This is a genomic window from Variovorax sp. PMC12 (assembly GCF_003019815.1).
In the GTDB taxonomy this organism is placed as follows: Bacteria; Pseudomonadota; Gammaproteobacteria; order Burkholderiales; family Burkholderiaceae_C; genus Variovorax.
This window is the reverse complement of record NZ_CP027773.1, coordinates 3,046,199-3,071,886: the sequence shown is the minus strand read 5'-3', so window position 1 is coordinate 3,071,886 and position 25,688 is coordinate 3,046,199. Positions and strand designations below refer to the sequence as shown.

Sequence of the window (25,688 nt, the reverse complement as noted above, 5' to 3'; positions counted from 1 at the left end):
AAAAGCCGGCGCAATGGCCGGCTTCTTGGGGGGAGGCTTGGATGCTTCAGCGCATCATGCGGTCGCCAGTGCGGCCGGACGGGCCAGGCGCACCGCGTGCATCCAGGCGCGGCGCAGCACGGCCGGCGAGCGCGATTCCTCGGGAATCAGCAGGAAGCCGCGGTCGCGCAGCGTGGTACCCAGCGCGATCTGGCTGGTCAGCACGGTCAGCGGAATCGCCAGCAGCAGCGGCAGGCCGACCGGCATGAGCCAGATCAGCGCGCTCGGGTCGATCAGGGCGACGCCGACGGCCAGGGCGGCGATCACCAGCGTCATGGGAGCCAGCTGCGAGGCGGCGATCTTCCACGGCACGGCGGCGGCTTCACGCGGGGGCGACTTCCAGTCGAGCTTGATGCCGGTGAGGGCCACCACCACGAACAGCGAGTGCGCGAGCATGCGGACCGGAGCCTGCACGATGGCCAGGAAGCTTTCGAGCGCGGAGCTCTTCACCAGGCCCCACACACCGCCGTACTGGCGTTGTTCACCGCGCATCAGCACGGCGGCGATGCCCAGCACGCGCGGCAGGAACAGCAGGCACAGGGTCCAGACCCACAGGCCGGCCAGTTCGGCGGGCAGCACGTTCCAGCTCGACACGATGCTCGAACCGCTCAGCCACAGGGCGGTGCCCAGCGTCAGGAAGGCAAGCCACAGCGGAGCCGAGACATAAGCCATGGTGCCGGTCACGAACATTGCGCGGTGCACCGAGTGGATGCCGGGTTCGGCCATCAGGCGGGCGTTCTGCAGGTTGCCCTGGCACCAGCGGCGGTCGCGTTGCAGCTCGGCCAGCAGGTCCGGCGGTTGCTGCTCGTAGCTGCCGACCAGGTCGGACACCAGCCACACGTTGTAGCCGGCACGGCGCATCAGCGCGGCTTCCACGAAGTCGTGCGACATGATGCCGCCCGACATGCCGCCGGTGCCCTTGATCGGGGCCAGCGCGCAATGCTTCATGAAGGGCTCGACGCGGATGATGGCGTTGTGGCCCCAGTAGTGCGATTCGCCCAGTTGCCAGAACTGCATGCCCAGCGTGAACAGGCGGCCCGTCACACGGGAAGCGAATTGCTGTGCGCGGGCGTGCAGCGTGACGTGGCCGATGGCCTGCGTCGCGGTCTGGATGATGCCGGCGCTCGGGTTGGCTTCCATCAGCTTGACCATCGAGGTCAGGCAGTCGCCGCTCATCACCGAGTCGGCGTCGAGCACGACCATGTAGCGGTAGTCCTTGCCCCAGCGGCGGCAGAAGTCGGCCACGTTGCCGGCCTTGCGGTGCGTGCGGCGGGTGCGCAGGCGGTAGTACACCTCGACCTGCGGCTGGTTCGGGCTTTCGGCCAGCGCGGCGCGTAGGTCTTCCCAGGCGGCGCGTTCGGCGGCGGCGGTCTCGGGGTTGTAGCTGTCGGACAGCACGAACACGTCGAACTGCTTGGCGTGGCCGGTGGCAGCGACGGATTCGCAGGTGGCGCGCAGGCCGGCGAATACGGTGGCCACGTCCTCGTTGCAGATCGGCATGATGATCGCCGTGCGTGCCTCGGGGTTCATCGGATGGTTGGCGACCTGCTTGGCCGACAGCGCGTGCTTGTCACCGCGCACCGAAACGTAGAAGCCCATGAGGGCGGTCACGAAGCCGGTGACGACCCAGCCGGACAGCAGGCCGTAGAGGCCGATCTGGCCGTATTCGAGCCAGACGTTGTCGTAGTCGGGTTGCACGCTGGCGAACAGCGACGACGCGATCACGGTGCTCAGCAGGATGAGCATCATGAAGGCGAGGCGGCGCCGGGCGGCGGCACGTTGCCAGGGTTGCTTGGTTTCAGTGGCGGCCTGGGTTTCGGCGTCGCGGCCGGCGCCCAGCTTCACGAGCGCGGCGGTGCCGAGGCTGTTCCAGAAACCGCGCCAGGGGCGGGGCACCATCGAGCCGCGGTTGATGGGGGGCGCGGTGACGGCGTTGGGGTGGCGTTCCTCGCGCACCGGGCTGCGGTGTGCGAAGTCGGTCTCCGCCAGAACATTCAGATGCGAAAAGTCGTTTGGCTTCATGTGATTTACCAACGTTGCTTGTCGAGGGAAGGGGTGTCGCCAATGGCCGGAAGGCGCTTGAAGACGCAATCGGTAGCGGCGCCGCCTGCGCTTGCGAGCGCGGCCAGCGAATGACCCGCGGCGCGGGGCCGCGAGGGGGAAAACTGCTTTTGACGCAGGCCGTCGCGCTGCTGGCGCAGTGCGAAAGATGGGCTGGTGAGTGCTGTCATGCCTGTACAGGGGCAAACCCTGTGCCAGGCTGGAAAAACGCTTTCAGATCAACGACTTGGGCCGATCTGGATGCCGTTTTGACGGTGGAGGCGGGCTGGCGGCCCCCAAAACCCCCGAATTTGTCGCTGAATCCCGACAAGCCTGCCGGGCTCGTGCGGTTTGGCTATACAAATCAACGACTTAGCTGCGTCGCTACTCGGCGACAGGGTCGCTACCCCCAGCGACAGCGTCGGCCTTGAAGTGCCCGGGCGTGAGCTCGTGCTTCTGCAACAGCCGGTAGAACTCCGTGCGATTCCGGTCGGCCAGGCGGGCTGCGTCGGCCACGTTGCCGTCCGTCAGCTTGAGCAGGCCGACAAGGTAGTCGCGCTCGAAGCGCTGCTTGGCCTCGGCATAGGTCTGGACCTCGACGCTGGGCACGCGCAGCGCGCGCTGCACCAGCGCCAGCGGGATCAGCGGCGAGCTCGACAGCGCGCACACCTGCTCCACCACGTTGAACAGCTGGCGCACGTTGCCCGGCCAGGCGGCCGTGGTCAGCGCCTTCAGCGCCTCGGGCGCGAAACCCGACAGCCGCTTGCCGTACTTGGTCGACAGCCGCTGCAGGAAGTGGTTGGCCAGCAGCGGGATGTCTTCGCGCCGCGCCGACAGCGGCGGCAGCGTGAGCGTCACCACGTTCAGGCGGTAATAGAGGTCTTCGCGGAACTGCCCGGCTTCCATCGCGGCGTCGAGGTCGCGATGGGTGGCCGAGACGATGCGCACGTCGACCTGGATCGACTGGCTCGCGCCCAGCGGGCGCACCGCGCGCTCCTGCAGCACGCGCAGCAGCTTGACCTGCAGGGCGGGCGGCATGTCCCCGATTTCGTCGAGCAGCAGCGTGCCGCCGTCGGCCTGCTGGAACAGGCCCTTGTGGTTGGCATGGGCGTCGGTGAAGGCGCCCTTCATGTGGCCGAACAGCTCCGACTCGAGCAGCGCCTCGGGGATGGCGCCGCAATTGACCGCCACGAAAGGCTTGTCGGCGCGCGCGCTGGCCTTGTGGATGGCACGCGCCAGCAGTTCCTTGCCGGCGCCGGAGTCGCCGCGCAGCAGCACCGAAGCATCCGACTTGGCCACCATGCGCGCCTCGGCCAGCAGCTCGGCCATGCGGTTGCTGCGGCTCACGATCTCGGAGCGCCAGCTGTCGTCGCCGGTCTTGCTCGGCGTGGTGGTCGGCGCGCCGAGGGCCAGCGCCTGGGAGATCTTGTCGAGCAGCTCGCGGCCGTCGTAGGGCTTGGTGAGGTAGGTGAACACGCCGCGCGCCGTGGCCTCGACCGCGTCGGGGATGGTGCCGTGCGCGGTCAGCAGGATGACGGGCAGCGACGGATGGCGCTTGCGGATCTCGTCGAACAGCTGGAGGCCGTCGCGCCCGGGCAGGCGCACGTCGCTCAGCACCAGTTGCGGATGCTCGATCTCGAGCTGGGTGAGCGCGGTTTCGGCCGAGGTCACGGCCGTGACCTGGTAACCCGCCGAGCTCAGCCGCATCGAGAGCAGCCGCAGCATGTCCGGGTCGTCGTCGACCACGAGGAGGCGGGCGCCGGTAGTGCTCATTGGCTGGATCTGCTTCCGTTGGGAGGTGGGTTGGCCGGCAGCGTGTTGGGCCGGGCGAAGCTGCGTTCGATGGCGCGCAGCGCCTCGATGCGGTCGTTCAACTGGTCGATGCGGCGCTGGCTGTCGCGCAGCTGCTGCGCCTGCTTGTCGCGGTCGTCCTCGACGCGGCGCTGTTCCACGTAGCGCGCGGCCAGGGCGCGCGACAGCGGCTGCAGGGCCTGCGCCTCGGGCGACGGGTTGGCGTTCACGCGCTGCAGCAGGCCCAGGGCGCGCGCCAGGTCGGCCGGCGTTCGCGTCTGCGAAAGCAGCAGCGCCAGCTGCATCTGGGTGGTGGGCGAATCGCCGGGGTCGCCGATGCGCGCGATCTCGGCGCTCAGGTCGGCGCCGTTCAGCGGGCGCACCTTGTCGGCATACGACAGCATGGCGGCCACGGGCCCCTGCGTCATCAGCGTGAAGAGCGAGGCCGGCTGCGTGGCGGGCGCCTTGGGTTCGGCCTCGACCGGCATCACGCGCGGCAGGACCACGGGCGGCGGCAGCGCATCGGCTTCCGGCGGCGGCTTGGGTTGCGTGGAGCAGGCGGTCAGCAGCAGGGCGAATGGCACGGCCATGGCCCCGGCGAAGATGGAACTGCGGACGAACGAAAAAGACATGGGTCGAAAAAGAGGACGCGGGGCGGTCAGGCAGTGTTGGAGTGGGGCCCGCGGTGTCAAGCCGTGCGCGGCAGTTCGATGCGAAAGCGAGCACCGGGACCGCCGGGCTGCAGGGTGATGCGGCCCCCGTGGGCTGCAATGTACTCCTGCACGATGGAAAGTCCGATGCCGGTGCCTTTCACCGTGTGCTCCGGCTGGCGTTCGCCGCGGAAGAAGGGCTCGAAGATCCGGTCGCGGTCGCCCTCGGCGATGCCCGGGCCGGCGTCGTTCACGTCGATGTGCACCGCCTCCGGCGTGCCCGACACCGCCAGCGTGATCACGCCGCCGGGCAGCGAGAAGCGGATCGCGTTGGACAGCAGGTTGGCGATGGCCGTGCCGAGCTTGGTGCGGTCCACCGTGATGGCGATCGGCTCGCCCTCGGCGCGCACGCGCAGGCCGTGCGACTGCCATTGCAGCCGCTGCGCCTCGATCTGTTCCTCGATCAGCGGCAGCAGCTCGGTGCGCTCGCGGCGCAGTTCGCGCGCCTCGAAGGCGGCGGCGTTGAAGCGCAGCAGCGCCTCGATCTGCCCCTGCAGCGCCACCGTGTTCTGCTGCAGGATCTGCGCCACCTCGAGCTGCGCCGGGTTCAGCGGCCCGGTCACGCCGTCTTCCAGCAGCGACACGCCTTCTCGCAGCGCCGCCAGCGGCGTCTTCAGCTCGTGCGACACGTGCCGCAGGAAGCGCGCCTTGTCGGCGTCGAGCTCGGTCAGGCGCAGCCGCAGCCATTCGAGCTGCTGCGACACGCGCCGTATGTCGGCCGGGCCGCGGATGTCGATGGGTTCGTCGAGCCGGTTCTGCCCGAGGCCGACGATGGCGTGCTCCAGCCGCTTGAAAGGCCGCGCCAGCCAGATGCCGAAGGCCAGCGCCAGCGACACCGCCAGCACGCTGGCGGCCACCACCTCGCGCATCAGCCGGCGGCGGGCGTTCTCGATGCGCTGGGCCAGCGCGTCGTTCTGCGTTTCGATCAGGAACTGCGCCTGCTGCGCGATGTTGGTGTTGAGCGCGTCGAGCTCGCGGAACTGCATCGCCATCGTGCTTTCGCGGGCGAGGGCGCTGTCGGCGCTGCCGCTCATCAGGCCCTCGATCACGCCGAGCTGGGTGCGCCACATCTCGATGCCGGCGGGCGGCAGTCCGTTCTTCTCGAGCCGCTCGAGCACCTGGTGCGCCTCGCGCGCCGCGTCGTCGAAGCGCCGGCGCAGCACCGCATCGTTCAGCACCAGCGACTGGCGCCCGGCGCGCTCCATGGCCGCGCTGCGCTCCGCCAGCGACTGCGACGCGCCCGACAGGCGCAGCGCGCGGGCGGCGGCGTCCCGGCTTTGCGTCATCAGCGCGTCGTACTGCAGCACCGAGCGCAGCGCCACGCCGACCAGCAGCGCGGTGATCAGCAGGAACGCGAACAGCAGCAGCTGCTGGAACGAACCCCGGATGGATGGCCGCTTCGCCATCAGTGGGCGAGCGCCGTGGGGGCTGGGGACATGGGCGACTCGCTCGTCAGCACCTCGCCGCGCAGCGTGTAGGCCAGCGAGCGGGTGATGCGCAGGTCGGTCATCTGGCCGACCAGGCGCGCGTCGCCCTCGAAGTTGACGACGCGGTTGCAGGCGGTGCGGCCCATGAGTTCGTTCGCGTCCTTGCGCGACGCGCCTTCCACCAGCACGCGCTGCGTGGTGCCGACCAGCGCCTGGCCGAAGCGCTTGACGTTGGCATCGATGACCGACTGCAGCGTGTGCAGGCGCGCGAGCTTCACTTCATGCGGCGTGTCGTCGTGCAGCGCGGCGGCCGGCGTGCCGGGGCGCGGGCTGAAGATGAAGCTGAAGCTGGCATCGAACTGGCAGTCGTCGATCAGCTTCATCATCTTGTTGAAGTCGTCGTCGGTCTCGCCGGGGAAGCCGACGATGAAGTCGCTGCTCAGGGTAAGTTCGGGCCGGATGGCGCGCAGCTTGCGTATCGTGCTCTTGTATTCCATGGCGGTGTAGCCGCGCTTCATGGCCATCAGGATGCGGTCGCTGCCGTGCTGCACCGGCAGGTGCAGGTGGCTCACGAGCTGCGGCACCTTGGCGTAGGCCTCGATCAGGCGGGGCGTGAACTCGTTGGGGTGGCTGGTGGTGTAGCGGATGCGCTCGATGCCGGGGATCTCGGCGACGTATTCGATCAGCAGCGCGAAGTCGGCAATTTCGGCGGTGTCGCCCATCCTGCCGCGGTAGGCATTCACGTTCTGGCCCAGCAGTGTGATCTCGCGCACGCCCTGGTCGGCCAGGCCGGCGATCTCGACGAGCACGTCGTCGAGCGGGCGGTTCACTTCCTCGCCGCGGGTGTAGGGCACCACGCAGTAGCTGCAGTACTTGGAGCAGCCTTCCATGATCGACACGAAGGCGGTGGCGCCTTCCACGCGCGCGGGCGGCAGGTGGTCGAACTTCTCGATCTCGGGGAAGCTGATGTCCACCTGCGGGCGGTCCAGGCGCTCGCGGTCGTTCAGCATCTCGGGCAGGCGGTGCAGCGTCTGCGGGCCGAACACGATGTCGACATACGGCGCGCGCGCGATGATGGCCTGGCCCTCCTGGCTGGCCACGCAGCCGCCCACGCCGATCTTCACGCCCTTGGCCTTCAGGTGCTTCACGCGGCCGAGGTCGGAGAACACCTTCTCCTGGGCCTTCTCGCGCACCGAGCAGGTATTGAACAGGATGAGGTCGGCCTCATCCACGTTCTGCGTGGGCTCGTAGCCCTGCGCGGCGTTGAGCACGTCGGCCATCTTGTCCGAGTCGTACTCGTTCATCTGGCAGCCGAAGGTCTTGATGAATACTTTTTTCATGGGAAATCTCTCGTGGCCCTGCGCGCTTCTTGCGCAGGGCGGGGCGGGGCGGTGCGGGCGCGCGAAGAAGAAAAAAGGCGTCGCGCCGCCCGGGCTTATTGCGTGTTGACGGTGTCGTTCGAGGTGAACGGCCAGATGTTCAGGAACGGCTTGTTCAGGGATTCGCGGCTGGCCGAGGCTTCGTCGGGCGTGAGGATCCAGACCTCGCGCAGCAGCCCGGCGGCGTCGCGCGTGTAGTTGACCAGGTACTTCTGGCCAATGATGGCGCCGGGCATGACCAGCATGTTCTGCGCGCTGCGGATGCGCGCGCCGGCGCCCAGGCGGTCGGGCCTGCCGTCGAGTTCGACGTCGGGCGCATTGGTGACCATGAACTTGCCGCGCAGCGTGCCGATGGGGAAGTTGCGGCCGCCGACCAGCGATTCGTTCTGCGTCTGCGGCCGGGGGACTTCGTCCTGGGCGCTGGCCGCGAGCGGGAAAACGCCGGCAGCGCCTGCGACGAGTGCGCAGAGCGCTATGAAAGTGAGAGCATTCGTGGGGTTCTTGCAGCGGTTCATGGGGTTTATCCAGAGGCTGTGGACCGGGGATTTTAACGAGGGGGTGTTCGTCCGACCGGTCGACGGCAGGTGGGTGTTCGGGCTTCGGGTTGACTTGCTTTACATTTCTTTACGGTGCCCGTGACCACCGTGGCACGACCGCTGATCCAATAGTCGCTGTCAGCCCAAAGTGCACAAGAACCCCATGAAAAAAAATGTCGCTGTCGCCCTTGCGGGCGTGTTGATCGTAGCCGTCGCGGGCGGCTGGTGGAGCATGTCCGCAGACAAGCCGGCCGCGAAGAGCGCCAAGGCCCCGGGTGCCGGCGGCGCGCCCGGCGGCAGCGGCGGGAACGGTGCACCGGCGCTCGTGACGCTGGCCACCGCGCAGAAGCAGGACGTGCCGGTGACGGTGCAGGTCAACGGCAGCGTGGTCTCGCTCAACAGCGTCGACCTGCGCCCGCAGGTAACGAACACGGTGAGCGCGGTGCACGTGAAGGAAGGCCAGTTCGTCAAGGCGGGACAACTGCTCTTCACGCTCGACGACCGCAACGACCAGGCCAACCTGGCGCGCGCCAGGGCCCAGCAGCAGAAGGACGAGGCCACGCTGGCCGACCTCGAACGCCAGTACAAGCGCAGCCAGGACCTGGTGGCGCAGAACTTCATCGCCAAGAGCGCCGCCGACGCCACGCTGTCGCAGCTCGAGGCGCAGCGCGCCGCCGTGGCCGCCGACCGCGCCGCCGTGCAGTCGGCCCAGGTGGCGCTGGGCTACGCCACCTTGCGCGCGCCCATTGCCGGGCGCATCGGCGCCGTCAACATCTATCCGGGCACGCTGGTGCAGCCGACGCTGTCGCTGGTCACGGTCACGCAGCTCGACCCGATCGCGGTGAGCTTCCCGGTGCCCGAAGGCAACCTGCAGGACCTGCTGGAGGCCGCGCGCTCGCGCTCGAAAGTCGAGGCGGTCGTCACCGGCCGCAAGGAGCCGCTGGCCGGCACGCTCGATTTCGTCGACAACACGGTCGATCCGCTGATCGGCACGGTGCGCGCCAAGGCGGTGTTCGCCAACGCCGACCAGGGCCTGTGGCCCGGGCAGTTCGTCGGCACGCGCATCACGGTGCGCACGCTCAACGGCGTCACGGTGGTGCCCGCCGCGGCGCTGATGATGCTGGCCGACGGCACGTCGCTCTACGTGGTGGATGAAGCCAAGACCGCCACGCGCCGCAAGGTGAAGGCGCTGCACACCTTCGGCACGAAGGTGGCCGTCAGCGGCGTGGAGCCCGGCGAGCAGGTGGTGATCGAGGGCAGCCAGAACGTGCGCCCAGGCGGCAAGGTCCGCGTCGACGTGAAGCCGCCGGCCGCTGCGCCCGGGGCTCCCGAGTCTCCGGCCAAGGGCACCACGGGCGTCACGCCCGGCAGCGCCGCGTCTTCGGACGGCACCGACATCAAGCCGCCGAAGCAGGGACGGGCATGAGCCGCCGGGCCGCTCCCAAGGCGAATACCGCAGCGCGAAGCGCGGAGGTTGCCAAATGAACATCTCGGAGCTCTGCATCCGTCGTCCCGCGATGACGGTGCTGCTGTCCGCCGCCGTGGTGGTCATCGGCATCTTTGCGTACTTCAGCATCCCCGTTGCCGCGCTGCCCAGCTACAACACGCCGGTCATCAACGTCAATGCGCAACTGCCGGGCGCGAGTCCGGACACCATGGCGTCGTCGGTCGCGCTGCCGCTGGAAAAGCAGTTCTCGACCATCCCGGGCCTGCAGACCATCAGCTCGGTGAACACGCAGGGCGTGACATCGCTCACGCTCGAATTCGTCAGCAGCCGCGACATCGATGCCGCCGCCGTCGACGTGCAGGCCGCACTGCTGCGCGCGCAGCGCCAGTTGCCGCAGGAACTGACGCAGCTGCCCTCGTACCGCAAGGTCAACCCGGCGGACGCGCCGGTGCTGTTCATCGCGCTGATCTCGCCGTCGATGAACCCGTCGGAGCTCAACGACTACGCCGAGAACCTGATCTCGCCCACGCTCTCGACCATCGACGGCGTGGCGCAGGTGGGCGTGTACGGGCGCAAGGCCTTTGCCGTGCGCATCAAGGCCAATGCCGACCTGCTCAACGCGCGCGGCATCACGCTCGACGAGCTGGCCAAGGCGGTGAACTCCGCCAACGCCAACACGCCGGTCGGCACCCTCGACGGCCCGCGCCAAACGCTCACCATCCAGGCCAACCGCCAGCTCATGAAGGCGGCCGACTTCGCCAAGCTCATCGTCGGCCAGCGCAACGGCTCGCCGGTGCGGCTCGATGAAGTGGCGACCATCGAAGACAGCTTCGAGTCGGTCAAGACCGCCAGCAGCTTCAACGGGCAAGACTCGATTTCGCTCGCCGTGCAGCGCCAGCCCAATGCCAACACGGTGCAGGTGGTGGACGCGGTGCGCGCGCTCATTCCGCGCTTCAAGGCCGAGCTGCCGCAGTCGGTCGAGATCCAGATGGTGAACGACCGCTCGCTGTCGATCCGCGAAGCCGTGCACGACGTGCAGCTCACGCTGCTGGGCACCATCGCGCTGGTGGTGCTGGTGATCTTCCTGTTCCTGCACCGGCTTGTGGCCACGCTGATTCCGGCGGCCACCATTCCCATCTCGCTGATCGGCGCGGTGGCGCTGCTCTACGCCTTCGGCTACAGCCTGGACAACATCTCGCTGCTGGGCATCACGCTGGCCGTGGGCCTGGTGGTGGACGACGCCATCGTGGTGCTCGAGAACATCATGCGCTACGTCGAAAAGGGCATGGACCCGTTCGCCGCGGCGCTGCGCGGCGCGCGCGAGGTGGGCTTCACTATCGTGTCGATCTCGATCTCGCTGGTGGCCGTGTTCATCCCGATCTTTTTCATGCCCGGCGTCATCGGCCTGCTGTTCCACGAGTTCGCGGTGGTGGTGGCGCTGGCGGTGCTGGTGTCCGCCGTGGTGTCGCTCACGCTGGTGCCGATGCTCGCGAGCCGGCTGCTCAAGCAGGTGCCGCGCAAGGAAGGCGCGATCGACCACGAGGAAGAGCACCCCGAGCCCGGCACCGCCATCGGCCGTGCCTTCGAGCGCGGCTACCGCTCGGTGCACGGCAGCTACATGCGCTCGCTCGACTGGACGCTGGGCCACCGCAAGCTGATGCTGCTGATGGCGGGGCTGACCTTCGTCGTCACCGGCTGGCTGTTCGCGACCATCCCCAAGGGCTTCTTCCCGGAAGAAGACATCGGCCAGATCCAGATCACGACCGAGGCGGCCGAGGACATTTCGTTCACCGCCATGAAGGCACTGCAGGACCGCGTGGCCGAGGCGCTGCAGGCCGACCCGAGCGTCGACTACGTCAGCTCCTTCGTCGGCGTGGGCGGCCCCACGGCCACGCAGAACTCGGGCCGCCTGTTCGCCGTGCTCAAGGCGCGCGGCGAGCGTCCGGCCATGGGCAAGGTGCTCGAGTCGCTGCGCCAGCGCTTCCGCGAGATCCCGGGCATCGCCGTCTACATGCAGCCGGTGCAGAACCTGCGCCTGGGCGGCCGCCAGAGCAAGGCGCGCTTCCAGTACACGCTGCAGAGCGTGAACGCGGGCGAGATGGTGCCCTGGGCCACCAGGCTCATGGAGCGCATGCGCGCCGACCCGGCTTTCCGCGACGTCACCAGCGACTCGCAGAACCGCGGCCTGCAGGCCACGCTCGACATCGACCGCGACAAGGCCGGCGTGCTGGGCGTGGCGGTGGGCGACCTGCGCACCGCCCTCTACAACGCGTACGGCGACCGCCAGATCGGCAGCATCTACGGCGCCAGCAACACCTACCAGGTGATTCTTTCGGCCGCCGACAGCGACCGCCAGTTCGAGGAAGACGTGGCGCGCCTGTCGGTGCGCAGCACCACCGGCAAGCTGGTGCCGCTTTCTGCCTTCTCGACCGTGAAGCGCACCGTGGGGCCGACCTCGGTCAACCACCAGGGGCAGCTGCAGGCGGTGACGGTGTCGTTCAACCTCGGCCCCGACGTTCCGCTGGGCAACGCGACCGCCAAGATCGACCAGTTCAAGGACGAGCTGAAGATGCCGCAGTCGATCATCACCACCTACGGCGGCGACGCGGCGGTGTTCCAGAGCTCGCAGTCGAGCCAGGCGGTGCTGCTGGTGCTGGCGGTGCTGGTCATCTACGTGCTGCTGGGCGTGCTGTACGAGAGCTACATCCACCCGATCACCATCCTGGCGGGGCTGCCCTCGGCGGCGGTGGGCGCGCTGATTTCGCTGAAGATCTTCGGCTTCGACCTGACGCTGATCGCCACCATCGGCATCCTGCTGCTGATCGGCATCGTGAAGAAGAACGCCATCATGCTGATCGACTTCGCGCTCGACGCGCAGCGCACCGAAGGCCTGAGCCCGGTGGAGGCGATCCGCGAAGCCTGCCGGCTGCGCTTCCGCCCGATCCTGATGACCACGCTGGCCGCGCTGATGGGCGCGCTGCCGCTCGCGCTGGGCCTGGGCGCCGGCGCCGAACTGCGCCAGCCGCTGGGCGTGGCGGTGGTGGGCGGGCTGATCTTCTCGCAGGTGATCACGCTGTACATCACGCCGGCCATCTACCTGGCGCTGGACCGCTACAGCGGCACCGGGCCGATGGTCGATCTGCCGGGCGAGGCCAAGGTCGAAGCCGGCGGCGCGCCAGGCCATTCGGCGGCCTCGCACGCCTGAGGCGCGCGCCCGCTCAGGTCGTGGTTTCGTCGAGCGTGTCGCCCACCGCGAGGTGGGTGGTGTCGCTCCAGCCCACGAGGCTGAAGCCCTCCGGCGTCCACAGCATGCGGTTGATGGCGGCGTTGCCCAGCTGCCAGGTGCGCGGCGCCTGCAGCCCCTGGCGGGTGGCGGCGCGGTAGAGCACGTCCATCACGCCGCCGTGCGCCACCAGCACGACCAGTTCGCCCGGATGGCGTGCCGCAAGCTCGGCGGCCACGCCGGTCACGCGGTCGCGGAATGTCAGCAGGCTCTCGCCGCCCTCGGGCTCGAATTCGGGGTCGCGCTCGCGCCAGCGCTTGGCCTGCGCGGGCAGCGTGGCCTCGATCTCGGCAAAGCTCAGGCCTTCCATGTTCCCGAAGGCCCGCTCGCGCAGGCGCGGCTCGGGCTGCACGGCCAGGCCGTGGGGCTCGGCGATGGCCTGGGCGGTCTGCCAGGCGCGCGACAGGTCGCTGGCGTAGACGACGCCGATGGGCTCGTCGGCCAGCGCCGCGCCTGCACGCTGCGCCTGCCAGAGGCCCGTGGCGTTGAGCCCGATGTCGATGTGGCCCTGGATGCGGGTGTCGACGTTCCAGGCGGTTTCGCCGTGGCGAACGGCGATCAGACGGGTGGCTTCTTCCATCCGCGGGATTCTAGAAGGCGCTACTTTAGAGCCGTCGGCAGTTCGATGTTCACCCGGCGCTCGCCCTGCGGCGGGTTCGGGAAGCCCTGCAGCGCGGCCTGGAACATCACGGGCAGCACGGCCGCGCTCGAGCTGTAGGGGCCGTCGTTGCGCGCGCGGGTCTCGTAGACCACGCGGTTGGAGCCGGCCTCGCGCAGCACGATGCTGACTTCGCGCTCGTACCAGGGGTTCGACGGCTGGGCGAACACCGGCCCGCCGTACCAGCCGCCGCCGTACCAGCGGCGCCCGTAGTAGCCGTAGCCGCCGCCCCATCCGTAGCCCCAGGGGCCGTCGTAGAGCCAGGGGTCGGCCCAGGGCGAGAGGCCGGCCGTCACGCGGGCGCCGATCTGCGCGTTGTACTGGGGATGGGCGTCGTCGCGGCGCAGGCCGACCTTGTCGAGCGCCGCGGCTGCCATGGCTTCGAGCGAATCCTGCCGGGCGCCGTCGGCCTGCTGCGAGGGCAGGCGGTCGAAGCGGTAAGTGGCGCCGGGTGGCACCGGGCCGAGGGAAGAGAAGCTCTTCACATCGCTGTCGACCACCCAGGAGGTGGCGCAGCCGGTCAGGCTTGCTATGAGAAGAAGAGCTGAAAGCGCACGTTTCATGAGGGTCTCCGGGCAAGGCTGCCCAAAATTCCCCTGGGTTGCCCGAATCAGCCCTGGACGATGCGCAGTGCTGAGGGTGCCTGGGAGAGCAAGTCGAAGGAAGGCGTGTCGAAGGCCTTGTCGCCGTCGTCATCCGCCACGCCGGTCGCCTTGAGACCCTTGAAATCGTGCCGTGTTCCGTCGAGCAGGTGCGAAGGCACCACGTTCTGCAGCGCGGTGAACATGTTCTCGACGCGGCCGGGGTACTTCTTGTCCCACTCGCGCAGCATTTCGCCGACCTGCTTGCGCTGCAGGTTTTCCTGGCTGCCGCACAGGGTGCACGGAATGATCGGGAACTCGCGGTGCTGGGCCCAGCGCACGGTGTCTTTCTCGGCCACGTAGGCCAGCGGGCGGATCACGACGTGCTTGCCGTCGTCGCTCACCAGCTTGGGCGGCATGCTCTTGAGCTTGCCGGCAAAGAACATGTTGAGGAAGAAGGTCTGCAGCATGTCGTCGCGGTGGTGGCCCAGCGCGACCTTGGTGGCGCCCAGCTCGTCGGCCACGCGGTACAGGATGCCGCGGCGCAGCCGGCTGCACAGGCCGCAGGTGGTCTTGCCCTCGGGAATGACGCGCTTGACGATGCTGTAGGTGTCCTGGTTCTCGATGTGGAAGTCCACGCCCAGTTCGCTCAGGTACCTGGGCAGCACTTCTTCGGGAAAGCCGGGCTGCTTCTGGTCGAGGTTGACCGCCACGATGTCGAAGTGAATGGGCGCGCGCGCCTTCAGCTTGAGCAGGATGTCGAGCAGCGCGTAGCTGTCCTTTCCGCCCGAGACGCACACCATGACCTTGTCGCCCTCCTCGATCATGTTGTAGTCGACGATGGCCTGCCCGACCTGGCGGCACAGGCGCTTTTCGAGCTTGTGCGTCTCGCGTTCGATCTTGAGGGAATTGGCAGTGGCGTCGGCGGCGGCGGGCGCCTCGTCGATCCAGACGGCGTTCATGGGCAGGCTACTTCGGGGAGTCGGGGGAGGAGGTGATTGTCCCCGATCCCCATGCCACGCGCTACGCGGCGGGAAAAGCCGTGGTTCTTCCCGCTACCACTGGCCGGCTTCCATGCGGATCGCCACTTCGCAGTCGTCGAAGATTTCGAGCTTGGCGATCTTCACGCGCACGCCCACCACGCCGGGCAGCTGCAGCAGCCGCTGCACCAGCTTGCCGATCAGGCTTTCGAGCAGGTTGACGTGCTCGGCGGTGCACTCGTCGATGATGATGCGGCGCACCTTGCGGTAGTCGAGCACATGGAAGATGTCGTCGTCCTGCGGCAGCAGCGGCTGCGGGCCGAGGCTGAGTTCGGCATCGACCTGGATCGGCTGCGGTGCCGTCTTCTCGTGGTCGAGGATGCCCAGGTTGGCGTCGAAGCGCAGGCCCTGGAGGGTGAGTGTCTGGCGGCCCTGCGTGGGCGCGGCCGCGGGCTGGGAAGATGCGGTGGACATGGTGGTGGTGCTCACATGAGCGAGAAATCGCGCTCGAATTTCATCAGGTGCTGGCCGCCGTCCACCAGCAGGGTGGTGCCGGTGATGGAGCTGTTTTCCAGCGCGAACTTCACCGTGGCGCTCACGTCGGCCGGGGTGGAGGAGCGGCCCAGCGGCGACAGCTTGTGCAGCTGCGCGAACTTGTCGTCGTCGAGCATGTGGCTCGCCAGCGTGAGGCCGGGCGCCACGCCCACCACGCGCACGCGCGGCGCCAGCGCCAGCGCCAGCATCGGCGTGGCGGCTTCCAGCGCGGCCTTCGAGAGCGTGTAGCTCAGGAAGTCGGGGTTCGGGTTCCAGAGTTTCTGGTCGAGCAGGTGGACCACCGCGCCTTGCGCATCGCGCGCGCTCACGTGTTCGTTCAGCGCCTGCGCCAGCAGGATGGCCGCCCCGGTGTTGCTGCGCGCATGGCGCTCCATGAGCGCGTAGCTGAAGGTGGCGGCCTCGTCGTGCTCGAACAGCGCGGCGCTGTGCACCACCGCGTCGACGCTGCGAAAGCGCGCGACCACGCGGGGCAGCAGGGCGCGCGTGGCGGCCTCGTCCTCGAGGTCGGCGGCGAAGAGGGCCGAGTCGCCCGAAAGCGCGGCGCAGTCGGCCACCGTCTGCTCGGCTTCGGCGCGCGAGTTGCGGTAGTGCACCGCCACCTGCCAGCCGCTGGCGGCGAGCGCCAGTGCGATGTCGCGGCCCAGCCTGCGGCCGGCACCCGTGACGAGAACGGTTCGGCGGGCGGGGGAGGAGGATGCGGTGCTCATGCGGAGGGGAAATGGGAGGAGAGAGACAATGGCGCCGTGACGACAACGACAACCCCCAGCAGTTTACCCACCGCCCTCGATCACCTCATCGCGCGTTCCGTCGAACGCGCGGGCGGCTGGATCGGGTTCGACCGCTTCATGGCGCTGGCCCTGTACGCACCCGGCCTCGGCTACTACGCCAACAGCTCCGCCAAGTTCGGCCACATGCCGTCTTCTGGCAGCGACTTCGTGACCGCGCCCGAACTCACGCCGATGTTCGGCCAGACGCTGGCCGCGCAGGTGGCCGAGGCGCTGGAGAAGACCGGCACCTCCACGGTGTGGGAATTCGGCGCGGGCTCCGGCGCGCTGGCCGTGCAACTGCTGCATGCGCTCGACGAAATGGGGCGCACCGACGTGCGCTACCGCATCGTCGACCTGTCGGGCACTCTGCGCGAGCGGCAGCAGCAGGCGCTGGTGCGCTATGCGGACCGCGTCGAGTGGCTCAATGAACTGCCCGAGTCGATGGAGGGCGTGGTCGTCGGCAACGAAGTGCTCGACGCGATGCCGGTGCAACTGCTGGCGCGCGTGGGGGGCCAGTGGTTCGAGCGCGGCGTGGTGCGCAACGCGCAGGACGACGGCTGGGCCTGGGCGGACCGCCCGACCGAGCTGCGGCCGCCGGTCGACGTGCCCGGCGAGCACGACTACCTCACCGAGATCCATCCCCAGGCCAGGGCCTTCATCGCGACGCTGGCGGACCGTCTGAAGAAAGGCGCGGCCTTCCTGATCGACTACGGCTTCCCCGAGGCCGAGTACTACCACCCGCAACGCCACATGGGCACGGTGATGTGCCACCGCGCGCACCAGGCCGATGGCGATCCGCTGTCCGACGTGGGCTACAAGGACATCACAGCGCATGTGGACTTCACGGGGATTGCGCTTGCTGGTCAGGATGCGGGGCTTGAGGTGCTGGGCTATGCGAGCCAGGCGCGGTTTCTGCTGAACTGCGGGTTGCTGGGGAGGATGGAACTTGGGGGCACTGCCGAGCGGGCTATGGCTGCGCGGCTGATCCATGAGCATGAGATGGGGGAGTTGTTCAAGGTTGTCGGGTTTGCCGTGGGGGAGGCTTGGGAGGCGATGGGGTTTGTTGAGGGGGATCGCAGCCACACCTTGTGAACACGGCCATGGATGCTCCTCTCGCGCTAGCTGTTTCCATCTACAGTCGGCGCTGTCAAAAAAGGGAGGAAGTGTCATGGTCAGTATGGAGTCGCTTACGTTCGATGTCGCCGAATGCACGCTCGGCGAAAGCAGCGAGAACCATCGTTTCTGGATGAGTGCAGCGGGTGTGGCGCATCTGATGCGCTTCAGGGCGGTGCCGGTCGATTGGCAATTCGACCTGACCATGCCCGATGCTGCGGCCGCCTTCTACCGACAGCAATGCATCGACAACCGAGGCGTCATGCTGTCGATGGAAGTCGTGAAGGTGATGGGGCTCGAGGTGCTGAGTGGCCTGTTCAAGTACCGAGCACCGACACCAGGCAGTCTTGCGATGTACTACGTAGGCATCCTGTGGATTCCATTTGGCGATTGCAACTACCAGATCAATATCGAGGCACAGGAAATCGGCACTACCGGTATTCGCGAGGCCGCGGTCATGGCCCTCGAAGGGGACAAGTGGCCCATTCCCGATGCCGAACCGATCGAGCTGGCGGAGGGTGAAAGTCTGTTTGAGAGGATGCGGGCCACGCCGTTGCGGGTCATTCCCTCGGACAGCGCGGCCTACGATGCGATGTTCCCCTCCCATCCGCTGTCGCTCGTGCGTGCAAGGCTGAGGGAGGTTGCCGGAACGCTGGAGGGCGACGCCGGCCTCACTGCGCTCAAGCCGTTCCGCGTGAAGCGGAAATGGCAGTTCTGGAAGAAATAGCGCGACCCAGTGCGGCTTGTCGCCTTTTTGGGGGAAGCTGGGTAAATGCGCGAGGGGCCATAAGCAAGCAACGAATCGTTCTTTCGCAATGGCGGCGGTTAGGCCTAGAGTGGCAGGCTTGCCCACGCAGAGCCTTGATCGATTCAGGCGTCGCCGTCCATGACCTCTCATGCCGTTCCCTTCAACGCCGCAGGCGTTTCACAGCACTTCGAAGTGCGCCCCTTCGACACCCCCGTAGGCGCCGAAATCGTCGGCCTCGACATCTCGAAGCCGATCAACGCCGAAGACTTCGCGCGCATCCACCGCGCGCACCTGGATCACCATGTGGTCGTGTTCCGCAACCAGCAGATCACCCCGCAGCAGCACATAGATTTCAGCCGCCGCTTCGGCCCGCTCGAAATCCACGTGCTCCATCAGTTCCAGCTGAAGAACCACCCGGAAATCCTGATCGTCTCCAACATCAAGGAGAACGGCGAGCCCATCGGCCTGGGCGACGCGGGGGTCTACTGGCATTCGGACATCTCGTACAAGCCCAAGCCCAGCCTCGGTTCGCTGCTGCATGCGCAGGAGCTGCCCAGCGAGGGCGGCGACACGCTGTTCGCCGACCAGCATCTGGCCTGGGAAGCGCTGAGCCCCGAGTTGCAGCGGCGCATCCTGCCGCTCAAGGCCGAGCACAGCTACCTCGCTAAGTACGAAGAGCTGCGCGCAAAGAACCCGTGGCGGCCCAAGCTCTCGCAAGAACAGATCGACCAGGTCGCGCCAGCCGTGCAGCCCGTGGTGCGCACGCACCCTGAAACCGGCCGCAAGGCGCTGTTCGTCAGCGAGCATTTCACGACGCGCATCGTCGGCCTGCCGCAGGACGAAAGCGACGCACTGCTGGCCGAGCTCTTCGCGCACAGCGTGAAGCCCGAGTTCGTGTACCGCCACCAGTGGGCTCCGCACGACCTCGTGTTCTGGGACAACCGCTCGCTGATGCACCTCGCAGCCGGCACGCCCGACCACCTGCGCCGCCGCCTCAACCGCACCACCATCGTCGGCGACACGCCTTTCTGATTCTTCCGGGACCACAGTCAATGAACCGCTTCACCCGCAAAGCCGCCGCGCTCGCCGCCGGCCTCAGTCTCCTGGCCGGCAGCCTGGCCGCGCATGCCGAGGGCCAGATCCGCATCGCCGAACAGTTCGGCATCGTCTACCTGTTGCTCAACGTGGCGCAGGAGCAGAAGCTCATCGAGAAGCACGCCAAGGCGGCCGGTGTGGACGCCAAGGTCGAATGGGTCAAGCTCTCGGGCGGCTCGGCGGTGAACGACGCGCTGCTGTCCGGCAACATCGAGATTGCCGGCGCCGGCGTGGGGCCGCTGCTCACGCTGTGGGACCGCACCAAGGGCAAGCAGAACGTGAAGGGCGTGGCCTCGCTGGGCAACTTCCCGTACTACCTGGTGACCAACAATCCGAACGTGAAGTCGATCGCCGACTTCACCGACAAGGACCGCATCGCGCTGCCCGCGGTGGGCGTGTCGGTGCAGTCGCGCGTGCTGCAGTTCGCTTCGGCCAAGCTGTGGGGCGACAAGGAGTTCAACCGGCTCGACAAGATCAGCGTGGCGGTGCCGCACCCCGACGCGGCCGCGGCCATCATCAAGGGCGGCACCGAGATCACGGGCCACTTCGGCAATCCGCCGTTCCAGGAGCAGGAGCTGGCGGGCAATCCGAATGCGCGCATCGTGCTCAACTCGTACCAGGTGCTGGGCGGGCCGTCGTCGGCCACGGTGCTCTATGCGACGGAGAAATTCCGCAGCGAGAACCCGAAGACCTACAAGGCTTTCGTCGATGCGCTCGACGAGGCCGCGAAGTTCGTCACCGCCAATCCGGAGAAGGCGGCGGACATCTACCTGAAGGTGAGCAACGCCAAGCTCGACCGCGAGCTGCTGCTGAAGATCATCAGGAACCCCGAGGTGCAGTTCAAGACCACGCCGCAGAACACCTATCCGCTGGCGGAGTTCATGCACCGGGTGGGCGCGATCAGGAACAAGCCGGCTTCGGTGAAGGACTACTTCTTCGACGATGCGCAGAACGTTTCGGGGAACTGATGGGCACGGCGAAGGTGCGTTCGGGGTTTGACTCGTTCCCCCTCTGGGGGAAGGCAGGGATGGGGGAGGGCAGGGCGGTGGCCAAGCAGGCGCTGTCTGCCCCCACCCCAGCCCTCCCCCAGCGGGGGAGGGAGCAGGACGCCAACGCACCGCTGCTCCAGGTCGACAACGTCAGCCTCGAATACCGCACCCCCGAGCGCGTGGTGCGCGCCACGCACCGCGTGAGCTTCGACGTCCATGCCGCCGACCGCTTCGTGCTGCTCGGCCCCTCGGGCTGCGGCAAGTCCACGCTGCTGAAGGCCGTGGCCGGCTTCATTGCGCCGGTCGAAGGCGAGATCCGCCTCGAAGACCGGCGCGTGACGCAGCCCGGGCCCGACCGCATCGTCGTGTTCCAGGAGTTCGACCAGCTGCCGCCGTGGAAGACGGTCAAGCAGAACGTGATGTTCCCGCTGCTCGCCTCGCGCACGCTCGGCAAGAAGGAAGCGTCCGAGCGCGCGCTGCATTACCTCGACAAGGTGGGCCTGTCGAAGTTCGCCGACGTGCACCCGCACCAGCTGTCGGGCGGCATGAAGCAGCGCGTGGCGATTGCGCGTGCGCTGGCGATGCAGCCGCGCGTGCTGCTGATGGACGAGCCCTTCGCCGCGCTCGACGCGCTCACGCGCCGCAGGATGCAGCAGGAGCTGCTCGAACTGTGGGACGAGGTGCGCTTCACGCTGCTGTTCGTCACCCATTCGATCGAGGAGGCGCTGGTGGTGGGCAACCGCATCGCGCTGCTGTCGCCGCATCCGGGGCGCATGCGCGCGGAGATCAACAGCCACGGCTTCTCGCTCGACAGCCTGGGCAGCGCCGAATTCCAGGGCACGGCGCAGCGCATCCACGACATGCTTTTCGAGGAAGAGCACGAGGTCATTGCATGAGCCCCGCCTTTCTCCCTCCCCTTCCGGGGAAGGGCAGGGGTGGGGGCAAGCAGCGTATCCATCGCGCGCCCCGCCTGCCCCCATCCCGACCTTCCCCCGGAGGGGGAAGGAGCAATACATGAGCACTCTCACGCCTCCCATCCGCCCCGAGTACGAGCGCACGCTCGAGCCCTTCACCGAACTGCCGGTCGAACGCACGCTGCCGCTGGGCACGCGCATCTGGTCGCAGGCCTGGCTGCGCAAGGGGCTGATCCTCGTCGCCATCGCCGTGCTGTGGGAGCTGGCCGCCCGCTGGCAGGACAACGACCTGCTGCTGCCCACTTTCACCGCCACGGCGCGCGCGCTGTTCGAGGGGCTGGCCAGCGGCGAGCTGATCGAGAAGGTGCGCATCTCGCTCGCGGTGCTGCTGCAGGGCTACCTGGCCGGCGTGCTGCTGGCCTTTGCGCTCACCACGCTGGCCGTGTCGACGCAGGTCGGCCGCGACCTGCTGGACACGCTCACGTCCATGTTCAACCCGCTGCCCGCCATCGCGCTGCTGCCGCTGGCGCTGCTGTGGTTCGGGCTGGGCCGGGGCAGCCTGGTGTTCGTGCTGATCCATTCGGTGCTGTGGCCGCTGGCCCTCAATACCTACGCGGGCTTCCAGGGCGTGCCCGAAACCCTGCGCATGGCGGGGCGCAACTACGGGCTGAAGGGCCTGCGCTACGTGCTGCAGATCCTGGTGCCGGCCGCGCTGCCGTCGATCCTGTCGGGGCTGAAGATCGGCTGGGCATTCGCCTGGCGCACGCTGATCGCGGCCGAGCTGGTGTTCGGCGCCTCGTCGGGCAAGGGCGGCCTGGGCTGGTACATCTTCCAGAACCGCAACGAGCTCTATACCGACCGCGTGTTCGCGGGCCTGGCGATGGTGGTGCTCATCGGGCTGCTGGTGGAGAGCCTCGGCTTCAAGACGCTGGAGCGGCTGACGGTGCGCCGCTGGGGCCAGCAGCGCTAGCAGCCGGCGGATTCAGGCGCCGGCCCCCGGCGTGCCAAAGCGGCCCCGGCTCGGGTCTAATCGCAGGTTTTGGCACGCGTTTCCTCCTCTCCCATGAGTTCTTCCTCTTCCGACCTCTCGCCGATCGCCGAAGCGCTGGCCGATGCCGCCGCCGCCCAGTCGATGCATTACTTCCGCACCCCGCTGGACATCATCACCAAGGCCGACGAAAGCCCCGTCACGCTGGCCGACCGCGCCGCCGAGACGGCGATGCGCCAGATCCTCGGCGCCCGCGTGCCGGCCGACGGCATCTACGGCGAGGAACACGGCCCCGAGCGGCTCGAGGCCGAGCGCGTCTGGGTGCTCGACCCGATCGACGGCACCCGCAGCTTCATCACCGGCTCGCCGCTGTGGGGCACGCTGATCGGCGTGCTGCAAGGCGGGCGCGTGGTGCTCGGCATGGTCGACATGCCGGCGCTCAAGGAACGCTGGATCGGCCGCAACGACGGCAGCGGCAAGGGCGCCACGCGCGACGGCCAGCCGGTGCGCGCGAGCAACTGCACCGAGGTGGCCAAGGCCCGCATCGTCACCACCTCGCCCGACATCTTCGCGCCCGCCGACTGGGCCGCCTTCGACAGGCTCAGCCGCCAGTGCGCGATGCGCCGCTTCGGCGGCGACTGCTACGGCTACGCCCAGCTGGCGGGCGGCACCATCGACCTGGTGGTCGAGACCGGCCTGCAGCCCTACGACTACCTCGGCCCGGCCGGGCTGATCGAGGCGGCCGGCGGCGTCATCACCGACTGGCAGGGCCAGCCGCTGGGCCTGAAGTCCGACGGAAGGGTCATTGCCGCCGCAACGCCCGAACTTCACCGACAAGCGATGGCCCTGCTCTCGGCCTAGACTGTCCGGCATGTTCCGCTGGCTGATCGTCGTCGTCCTTGCCCTGGTGCTCATGAGCGGCCTGACCGCCTGGCTGCGCCGCTTCGGGTTCGGGCGGCTGCCCGGCGATTTCGAGTTTCGCGCCTTCGGCCGCGAGTGGCAGCTGCCGATAGCGAGCACCGTGGTGCTCAGCATGATCGCGGCGCTGGTCGCGCGCCTGCTGTAGCGGCGCCCCTGACCTGAGAGAGAGAAGACCCCCGCAATGAGAGCCTGCGTAGACATCGGTGGCACCAAGGTGGCCGTGAGCCTTTCCCCCTCGAGCGACAAGCCGCTGGTCGGCCGCCGCAGCGAGCCGACCGCCAAGACCGGCGACAACGACGCGGTGGCGGTGCAGATCATCCGCATGATCGAAGAGGTGTGCGCGGAGCAGGGCGTCGATCCGGGCACGGTCGACCGGGTGGGCGTGTCGTCCACCGGTCCGTTCGAGTTGCGCGACGGCCTGGTCGAGCTGGCCACGCCCAACATCTGCGGCGGAATCGCCGGCCCCTCGCGCGGGCTGCCCAATTCCTGGATGACCGCCATCATCGAAGCCCCGCTGGTCAAGCGCTTCGGCAGCGTGCGCGTCGAGAACGACGCCGTCGCCGCGCTGGAGGCCGAGCGCCACTGGGGCGCGCTGAAGGGCCTGGACAACTGCGCCTACGCTACCTGGAGCACCGGCGTGGGCGTGGGCCTGTGCGTGGACGGCCGGGCGCTGCGCGGCAAGAACGGCAACGCCGGCCACGCGGGCCACAGCTTCGTGGTCGACGACGCCAGCGGCGCGCTGTGCGGCTGCGGCAACCACGGCGACGTCGAGGCGCTGGTGAGTGGCAGCTCGATCGAGCACCGCTTCGGCCAGTCGGCGGCCGAACTTTTCAGCGCGGCCGCGGCGGGAGAGCCCAAGGCCGTCGAAACGGCCGAGGCGCTGTGCCGCATCGTCGGGCGCATGCTCTACAACATGGTCATCACGCTCGACCTGCAGCGCATCAGCCTGGGCGGCAGCGTGTTCTCGCACAACAGCGACTTCGTGCTGCCGCGCCTGCAGGCGCAGATCGACGGCAGGCTGCTGCCGCTCACGCGCGGCGTGCTGCTGGTGCCCGCCGGCCTCGGCGACAAGGTCGGCGACTACGCGGCCCTGGCGCTGCTCGACTGAGACTGAGCCGGGGAAGAAGGCGCCTTGCGCCGCTCGGCCGTGGCCGGCGGCGCCACGCCGCAGCCCTCGGCCACGATGGCACCCAGCCGGCGCAGCCCGGCATCGACCGCGTCCGAATACGGCCAGCCGCAGTTGATGCGCAGGTAGTGGTCGAAGCGCGGCGAGTTCGAGAACTGCGCGCCCGGCGCCACCAGCATGTGCTCGCGCAGCGCCGCATCGAACACCGAGACCGACGACAGCCGCTGCGGCAGTTCCACCCACAGCTGCAGCCCGCCGCGCGGCAGGTTCAGCCGCGTGCCCTGCGGAAAATACCGGGCGATGGCGTCCGCCGTCTGGTCGCGCTGCACGTGCAGCCGCTCGCGCAGCCGGCGCAGGTGGCGGTCGTAGGCGCCGCCCGCGATGAACTCGCCCGCCGCTATCTGCGCCAGCGCCTCGTTGTTGCGGGTCTGCGCGTACTTGAGCATTTCCACCTGCGCATGCCAGCGCCCGGCGGTGATCCAGCCCAGCCGCAGTCCGGGCGCCAGCACCTTGTGCAGCGAGGCGCAATAGATCACGTTGCCGGTGCGGTCCCATGATTTCAGCGCGCGCAGCGGCGTGTCGCTCTCGACCAGGTCGCTGTAGGTGTCGTCCTCGACCAGCGCGATGCCGTGGCCCTCGCAAAGGTGCACCAGCCGCTGCTTGTGGGCGTCGGGCATCACGCTGCCGATGGGGTTCTGCAGGTGCGGCACCACCACCACGGCCTTGATGTCGTCGTAGGTCTGGATGGCCAGCTCCAGCGCCTCGATGGAGATGCCGGTCTGCGGGCTGGTCGGGATCTCGAGCGCGCGCATGCCCAGGCTCTCCAGCACCTGCAGCAGGCCGTAGAAGGTGGGCGACTCCACGGCCACCGTGTCGCCCGGTTTGGCGATGGCGCGCAGCGCGAGGTTCAGCGCCTCGATGCAGCCGTTGGTGACCAGCACCTCGTCGGGCGCCACCGTCATGCCGATGCGCAGGTTGCGCTGCGCCACGGCTTCGCGGAACTGCAGGTGGCCCTTCTGCGACGAGGCGGTGGTCAGCAGCTCGGGCCGCTGGCGCAGCGCGCGCGTCATCGAATTGCGCAGCGCTTCGGCCGGGTACAGCTCGGGGGCCGCGCGGGCGATGGCGAAGTTGAGCTTCACGCCCGTGTGCCGCCCGCGCGCCATGAAGTTGGCCATGCGCTCGCGCATGCTGACGAACCGCGCGGGGTCTGGCGGCACGTCGGCCACCGGCTCTTCCATGGGCGCGATGGCCATGCGCTGCGGCCGCCGCACGAAGTAGCCCGAACGGTCGCGCGCCTCGACCCAGCCGTCGCTTTCCATCGCGCGGCAGACCTGCAGCGCGGTCGACAGGCTGATGTCGTGCAGCCGCATGAGGCTGCGCAGCGACGGCAGCTTGTCGCCCTGCTTGAGCGAGCCGGTGTGGATCGCGTCCACGTAGTGCGCGGCAAGCTGGCGGTAGAGCGGTAGCGAGTCCATGGGGCAGATGTTCCCCCGATCGGGCATTGGAAAACAGATGCAGTTGCTCGGGAAAACCACCATAACAGATGCGCCCGGACGTCGGCTGTTATGGCCGCAATAGCCGGTGCGTGTGCCTGTTTTTTG

The 25,688-nt window shown here is 68.3% G+C and carries 24 protein-coding genes; 11 read left to right on the top strand and 13 right to left on the bottom strand.

Annotated features, from left to right (window positions below; all coding sequences use genetic code 11):
* Positions 1 to 54: 54 nt before the first annotated feature.
* From mdoH to C4F17_RS14320, 7 genes are all read right to left on the bottom strand, one after another.
* Positions 55 to 2,061 carry a glucans biosynthesis glucosyltransferase MdoH gene (gene mdoH / locus C4F17_RS14350; RefSeq protein ID WP_106935675.1) on the bottom strand — a complete coding sequence of 669 codons (2,007 nt, stop codon included), beginning with the start codon at positions 2,059 to 2,061 and terminating at the stop codon, positions 55 to 57.
* 5 nt (positions 2,062 to 2,066) lie between these two features.
* Positions 2,067 to 2,270 (bottom strand): hypothetical protein, encoded by a 204-nt coding sequence (locus C4F17_RS14345; protein ID WP_081271440.1) that lies wholly within the window; start codon positions 2,268 to 2,270, stop codon positions 2,067 to 2,069.
* Positions 2,271 to 2,463: 193 nt separating this feature from the next.
* Entirely contained in the window at positions 2,464 to 3,852 is a 1,389-nt protein-coding gene (locus C4F17_RS14340) for a sigma 54-interacting transcriptional regulator (RefSeq protein ID WP_081271439.1), read from the bottom strand.
* Entirely contained in the window at positions 3,849 to 4,502 is a 654-nt protein-coding gene (locus C4F17_RS14335) for a hypothetical protein (RefSeq protein WP_081271438.1), read from the bottom strand. Before C4F17_RS14335 ends, C4F17_RS14340 begins: the two co-directional genes overlap by 4 nt.
* 56 nt (positions 4,503 to 4,558) lie before the next feature.
* Complete coding sequence (locus C4F17_RS14330) at positions 4,559 to 5,986, bottom strand: sensor histidine kinase (protein WP_081271437.1); 1,428 nt, start codon at positions 5,984 to 5,986, stop codon at positions 4,559 to 4,561.
* Positions 5,986 to 7,347, bottom strand: a complete 1,362-nt coding sequence (gene miaB, locus C4F17_RS14325) for a tRNA (N6-isopentenyl adenosine(37)-C2)-methylthiotransferase MiaB (RefSeq protein WP_106935674.1) — start codon at positions 7,345 to 7,347, stop codon at positions 5,986 to 5,988. Before miaB ends, C4F17_RS14330 begins: the two co-directional genes overlap by 1 nt.
* 95 nt (positions 7,348 to 7,442) lie before the next feature.
* A complete protein-coding gene (locus C4F17_RS14320) occupies positions 7,443 to 7,901 on the bottom strand; it encodes a hypothetical protein (protein WP_081271435.1) in 459 nt (152 codons plus the stop codon).
* A gap of 253 nt (positions 7,902 to 8,154) precedes the next feature.
* Between C4F17_RS14320 and C4F17_RS14315 the strand changes: the two genes are divergently transcribed.
* Together C4F17_RS14315 and C4F17_RS14310 are read left to right on the top strand one after the other, a co-directional pair.
* Positions 8,155 to 9,348 carry an efflux RND transporter periplasmic adaptor subunit gene (locus tag C4F17_RS14315; protein ID WP_106935673.1) on the top strand — a complete coding sequence of 398 codons (1,194 nt, stop codon included), beginning with the start codon at positions 8,155 to 8,157 and terminating at the stop codon, positions 9,346 to 9,348.
* 55 nt (positions 9,349 to 9,403) lie between these two features.
* Positions 9,404 to 12,574: an efflux RND transporter permease subunit gene (locus tag C4F17_RS14310; RefSeq protein WP_106935672.1), complete on the top strand. Its 3,171-nt coding sequence runs from the start codon at positions 9,404 to 9,406 to the stop codon at positions 12,572 to 12,574.
* Positions 12,575 to 12,587: 13 nt separating this feature from the next.
* On the opposite strand, the gene C4F17_RS14305 is transcribed toward C4F17_RS14310, so the two are convergent.
* The 5 genes from C4F17_RS14305 to C4F17_RS14285 all read right to left on the bottom strand — a co-directional run bounded on the left by C4F17_RS14305 (position 12,588) and on the right by C4F17_RS14285 (position 16,133).
* Complete coding sequence (locus C4F17_RS14305; RefSeq protein WP_106935671.1) at positions 12,588 to 13,232, bottom strand: histidine phosphatase family protein; 645 nt, start codon at positions 13,230 to 13,232, stop codon at positions 12,588 to 12,590.
* 20 nt (positions 13,233 to 13,252) lie between these two features.
* Positions 13,253 to 13,873, bottom strand: coding sequence for a DUF4136 domain-containing protein (locus tag C4F17_RS14300; protein ID WP_106935670.1), 621 nt, complete (start codon positions 13,871 to 13,873; stop codon positions 13,253 to 13,255).
* Positions 13,874 to 13,920: 47 nt separating this feature from the next.
* On the bottom strand, positions 13,921 to 14,853 hold the full coding sequence (gene ttcA / locus C4F17_RS14295) for a tRNA 2-thiocytidine(32) synthetase TtcA (RefSeq protein ID WP_081271430.1): 933 nt from the start codon (positions 14,851 to 14,853) through the stop codon (positions 13,921 to 13,923).
* Positions 14,854 to 14,946: 93 nt separating this feature from the next.
* A complete protein-coding gene (locus C4F17_RS14290) occupies positions 14,947 to 15,345 on the bottom strand; it encodes a dihydroneopterin aldolase (protein WP_081271445.1) in 399 nt (132 codons plus the stop codon).
* A gap of 11 nt (positions 15,346 to 15,356) precedes the next feature.
* Positions 15,357 to 16,133, bottom strand: a complete 777-nt coding sequence (locus tag C4F17_RS14285) for an SDR family oxidoreductase (RefSeq protein WP_106935669.1) — start codon at positions 16,131 to 16,133, stop codon at positions 15,357 to 15,359.
* Positions 16,134 to 16,169: 36 nt separating this feature from the next.
* Between C4F17_RS14285 and C4F17_RS14280 the strand changes: the two genes are divergently transcribed.
* From C4F17_RS14280 to C4F17_RS14240, 9 genes are all read left to right on the top strand, one after another.
* Positions 16,170 to 17,285: a class I SAM-dependent methyltransferase gene (locus C4F17_RS14280; protein ID WP_106935668.1), complete on the top strand. Its 1,116-nt coding sequence runs from the start codon at positions 16,170 to 16,172 to the stop codon at positions 17,283 to 17,285.
* A 76-nt stretch (positions 17,286 to 17,361) separates the two neighbouring features.
* Positions 17,362 to 18,033 (top strand): hypothetical protein, encoded by a 672-nt coding sequence (locus tag C4F17_RS14275; RefSeq protein WP_159053661.1) that lies wholly within the window; start codon positions 17,362 to 17,364, stop codon positions 18,031 to 18,033.
* A gap of 159 nt (positions 18,034 to 18,192) precedes the next feature.
* Complete coding sequence (locus tag C4F17_RS14270) at positions 18,193 to 19,086, top strand: TauD/TfdA dioxygenase family protein (RefSeq protein WP_106935666.1); 894 nt, start codon at positions 18,193 to 18,195, stop codon at positions 19,084 to 19,086.
* 20 nt (positions 19,087 to 19,106) lie between these two features.
* Positions 19,107 to 20,117, top strand: coding sequence for an ABC transporter substrate-binding protein (locus C4F17_RS14265; protein ID WP_106935665.1), 1,011 nt, complete (start codon positions 19,107 to 19,109; stop codon positions 20,115 to 20,117).
* 59 nt (positions 20,118 to 20,176) lie between these two features.
* Positions 20,177 to 21,034: an ABC transporter ATP-binding protein gene (locus C4F17_RS14260; protein WP_199851854.1), complete on the top strand. Its 858-nt coding sequence runs from the start codon at positions 20,177 to 20,179 to the stop codon at positions 21,032 to 21,034.
* Positions 21,035 to 21,152: 118 nt separating this feature from the next.
* Positions 21,153 to 22,022, top strand: coding sequence for an ABC transporter permease (locus C4F17_RS14255; RefSeq protein WP_081265660.1), 870 nt, complete (start codon positions 21,153 to 21,155; stop codon positions 22,020 to 22,022).
* Between the two features lie 93 nt (positions 22,023 to 22,115).
* On the top strand, positions 22,116 to 22,901 hold the full coding sequence (gene hisN / locus C4F17_RS14250; RefSeq protein WP_106935664.1) for a histidinol-phosphatase: 786 nt from the start codon (positions 22,116 to 22,118) through the stop codon (positions 22,899 to 22,901).
* A gap of 10 nt (positions 22,902 to 22,911) precedes the next feature.
* Positions 22,912 to 23,106, top strand: a complete 195-nt coding sequence (locus C4F17_RS14245; protein WP_056509065.1) for a DUF2905 domain-containing protein — start codon at positions 22,912 to 22,914, stop codon at positions 23,104 to 23,106.
* Between the two features lie 36 nt (positions 23,107 to 23,142).
* Complete coding sequence (locus C4F17_RS14240; protein ID WP_106935663.1) at positions 23,143 to 24,069, top strand: ROK family protein; 927 nt, start codon at positions 23,143 to 23,145, stop codon at positions 24,067 to 24,069.
* Here the strand turns inward: C4F17_RS14240 and C4F17_RS14235 are convergent.
* On the bottom strand, positions 24,042 to 25,562 hold the full coding sequence (locus C4F17_RS14235; protein WP_234382087.1) for an aminotransferase-like domain-containing protein: 1,521 nt from the start codon (positions 25,560 to 25,562) through the stop codon (positions 24,042 to 24,044). The genes C4F17_RS14240 and C4F17_RS14235 overlap by 28 nt on opposite strands.
* Between the last annotated feature and the right edge of the window lie 126 nt (positions 25,563 to 25,688).

Excerpts from the sequence above, each read along its gene's own strand:
- mdoH (WP_106935675.1), bottom strand. The coding sequence starts at position 2,061 with ATGAAGCCAAACGACTTTTCGCATCTGAATGTTCTGGCGGAGACCGAC.
- C4F17_RS14345 (WP_081271440.1), bottom strand. The coding sequence starts at position 2,270 with ATGACAGCACTCACCAGCCCATCTTTCGCACTGCGCCAGCAGCGCGAC.
- C4F17_RS14340 (WP_081271439.1), bottom strand. The coding sequence starts at position 3,852 with ATGAGCACTACCGGCGCCCGCCTCCTCGTGGTCGACGACGACCCGGAC.
- C4F17_RS14335 (WP_081271438.1), bottom strand. The coding sequence starts at position 4,502 with ATGTCTTTTTCGTTCGTCCGCAGTTCCATCTTCGCCGGGGCCATGGCC.
- C4F17_RS14330 (WP_081271437.1), bottom strand. The coding sequence starts at position 5,986 with ATGGCGAAGCGGCCATCCATCCGGGGTTCGTTCCAGCAGCTGCTGCTG.
- miaB (WP_106935674.1), bottom strand. The coding sequence starts at position 7,347 with ATGAAAAAAGTATTCATCAAGACCTTCGGCTGCCAGATGAACGAGTAC.
- C4F17_RS14320 (WP_081271435.1), bottom strand. The coding sequence starts at position 7,901 with ATGAACCGCTGCAAGAACCCCACGAATGCTCTCACTTTCATAGCGCTC.
- C4F17_RS14315 (WP_106935673.1), top strand. The coding sequence starts at position 8,155 with ATGTCCGCAGACAAGCCGGCCGCGAAGAGCGCCAAGGCCCCGGGTGCC.
- C4F17_RS14310 (WP_106935672.1), top strand. The coding sequence starts at position 9,404 with ATGAACATCTCGGAGCTCTGCATCCGTCGTCCCGCGATGACGGTGCTG.
- C4F17_RS14305 (WP_106935671.1), bottom strand. The coding sequence starts at position 13,232 with ATGGAAGAAGCCACCCGTCTGATCGCCGTTCGCCACGGCGAAACCGCC.
- C4F17_RS14300 (WP_106935670.1), bottom strand. The coding sequence starts at position 13,873 with ATGAAACGTGCGCTTTCAGCTCTTCTTCTCATAGCAAGCCTGACCGGC.
- ttcA (WP_081271430.1), bottom strand. The coding sequence starts at position 14,853 with ATGAACGCCGTCTGGATCGACGAGGCGCCCGCCGCCGCCGACGCCACT.
- C4F17_RS14290 (WP_081271445.1), bottom strand. The coding sequence starts at position 15,345 with ATGTCCACCGCATCTTCCCAGCCCGCGGCCGCGCCCACGCAGGGCCGC.
- C4F17_RS14285 (WP_106935669.1), bottom strand. The coding sequence starts at position 16,133 with ATGAGCACCGCATCCTCCTCCCCCGCCCGCCGAACCGTTCTCGTCACG.
- C4F17_RS14275 (WP_159053661.1), top strand. The coding sequence starts at position 17,362 with ATGGTCAGTATGGAGTCGCTTACGTTCGATGTCGCCGAATGCACGCTC.
- C4F17_RS14270 (WP_106935666.1), top strand. The coding sequence starts at position 18,193 with ATGACCTCTCATGCCGTTCCCTTCAACGCCGCAGGCGTTTCACAGCAC.
- C4F17_RS14265 (WP_106935665.1), top strand. The coding sequence starts at position 19,107 with ATGAACCGCTTCACCCGCAAAGCCGCCGCGCTCGCCGCCGGCCTCAGT.
- C4F17_RS14260 (WP_199851854.1), top strand. The coding sequence starts at position 20,177 with ATGGGGGAGGGCAGGGCGGTGGCCAAGCAGGCGCTGTCTGCCCCCACC.
- C4F17_RS14255 (WP_081265660.1), top strand. The coding sequence starts at position 21,153 with ATGAGCACTCTCACGCCTCCCATCCGCCCCGAGTACGAGCGCACGCTC.
- hisN (WP_106935664.1), top strand. The coding sequence starts at position 22,116 with ATGAGTTCTTCCTCTTCCGACCTCTCGCCGATCGCCGAAGCGCTGGCC.
- C4F17_RS14245 (WP_056509065.1), top strand. The coding sequence starts at position 22,912 with ATGTTCCGCTGGCTGATCGTCGTCGTCCTTGCCCTGGTGCTCATGAGC.
- C4F17_RS14240 (WP_106935663.1), top strand. The coding sequence starts at position 23,143 with ATGAGAGCCTGCGTAGACATCGGTGGCACCAAGGTGGCCGTGAGCCTT.
- C4F17_RS14235 (WP_234382087.1), bottom strand. The coding sequence starts at position 25,562 with ATGGACTCGCTACCGCTCTACCGCCAGCTTGCCGCGCACTACGTGGAC.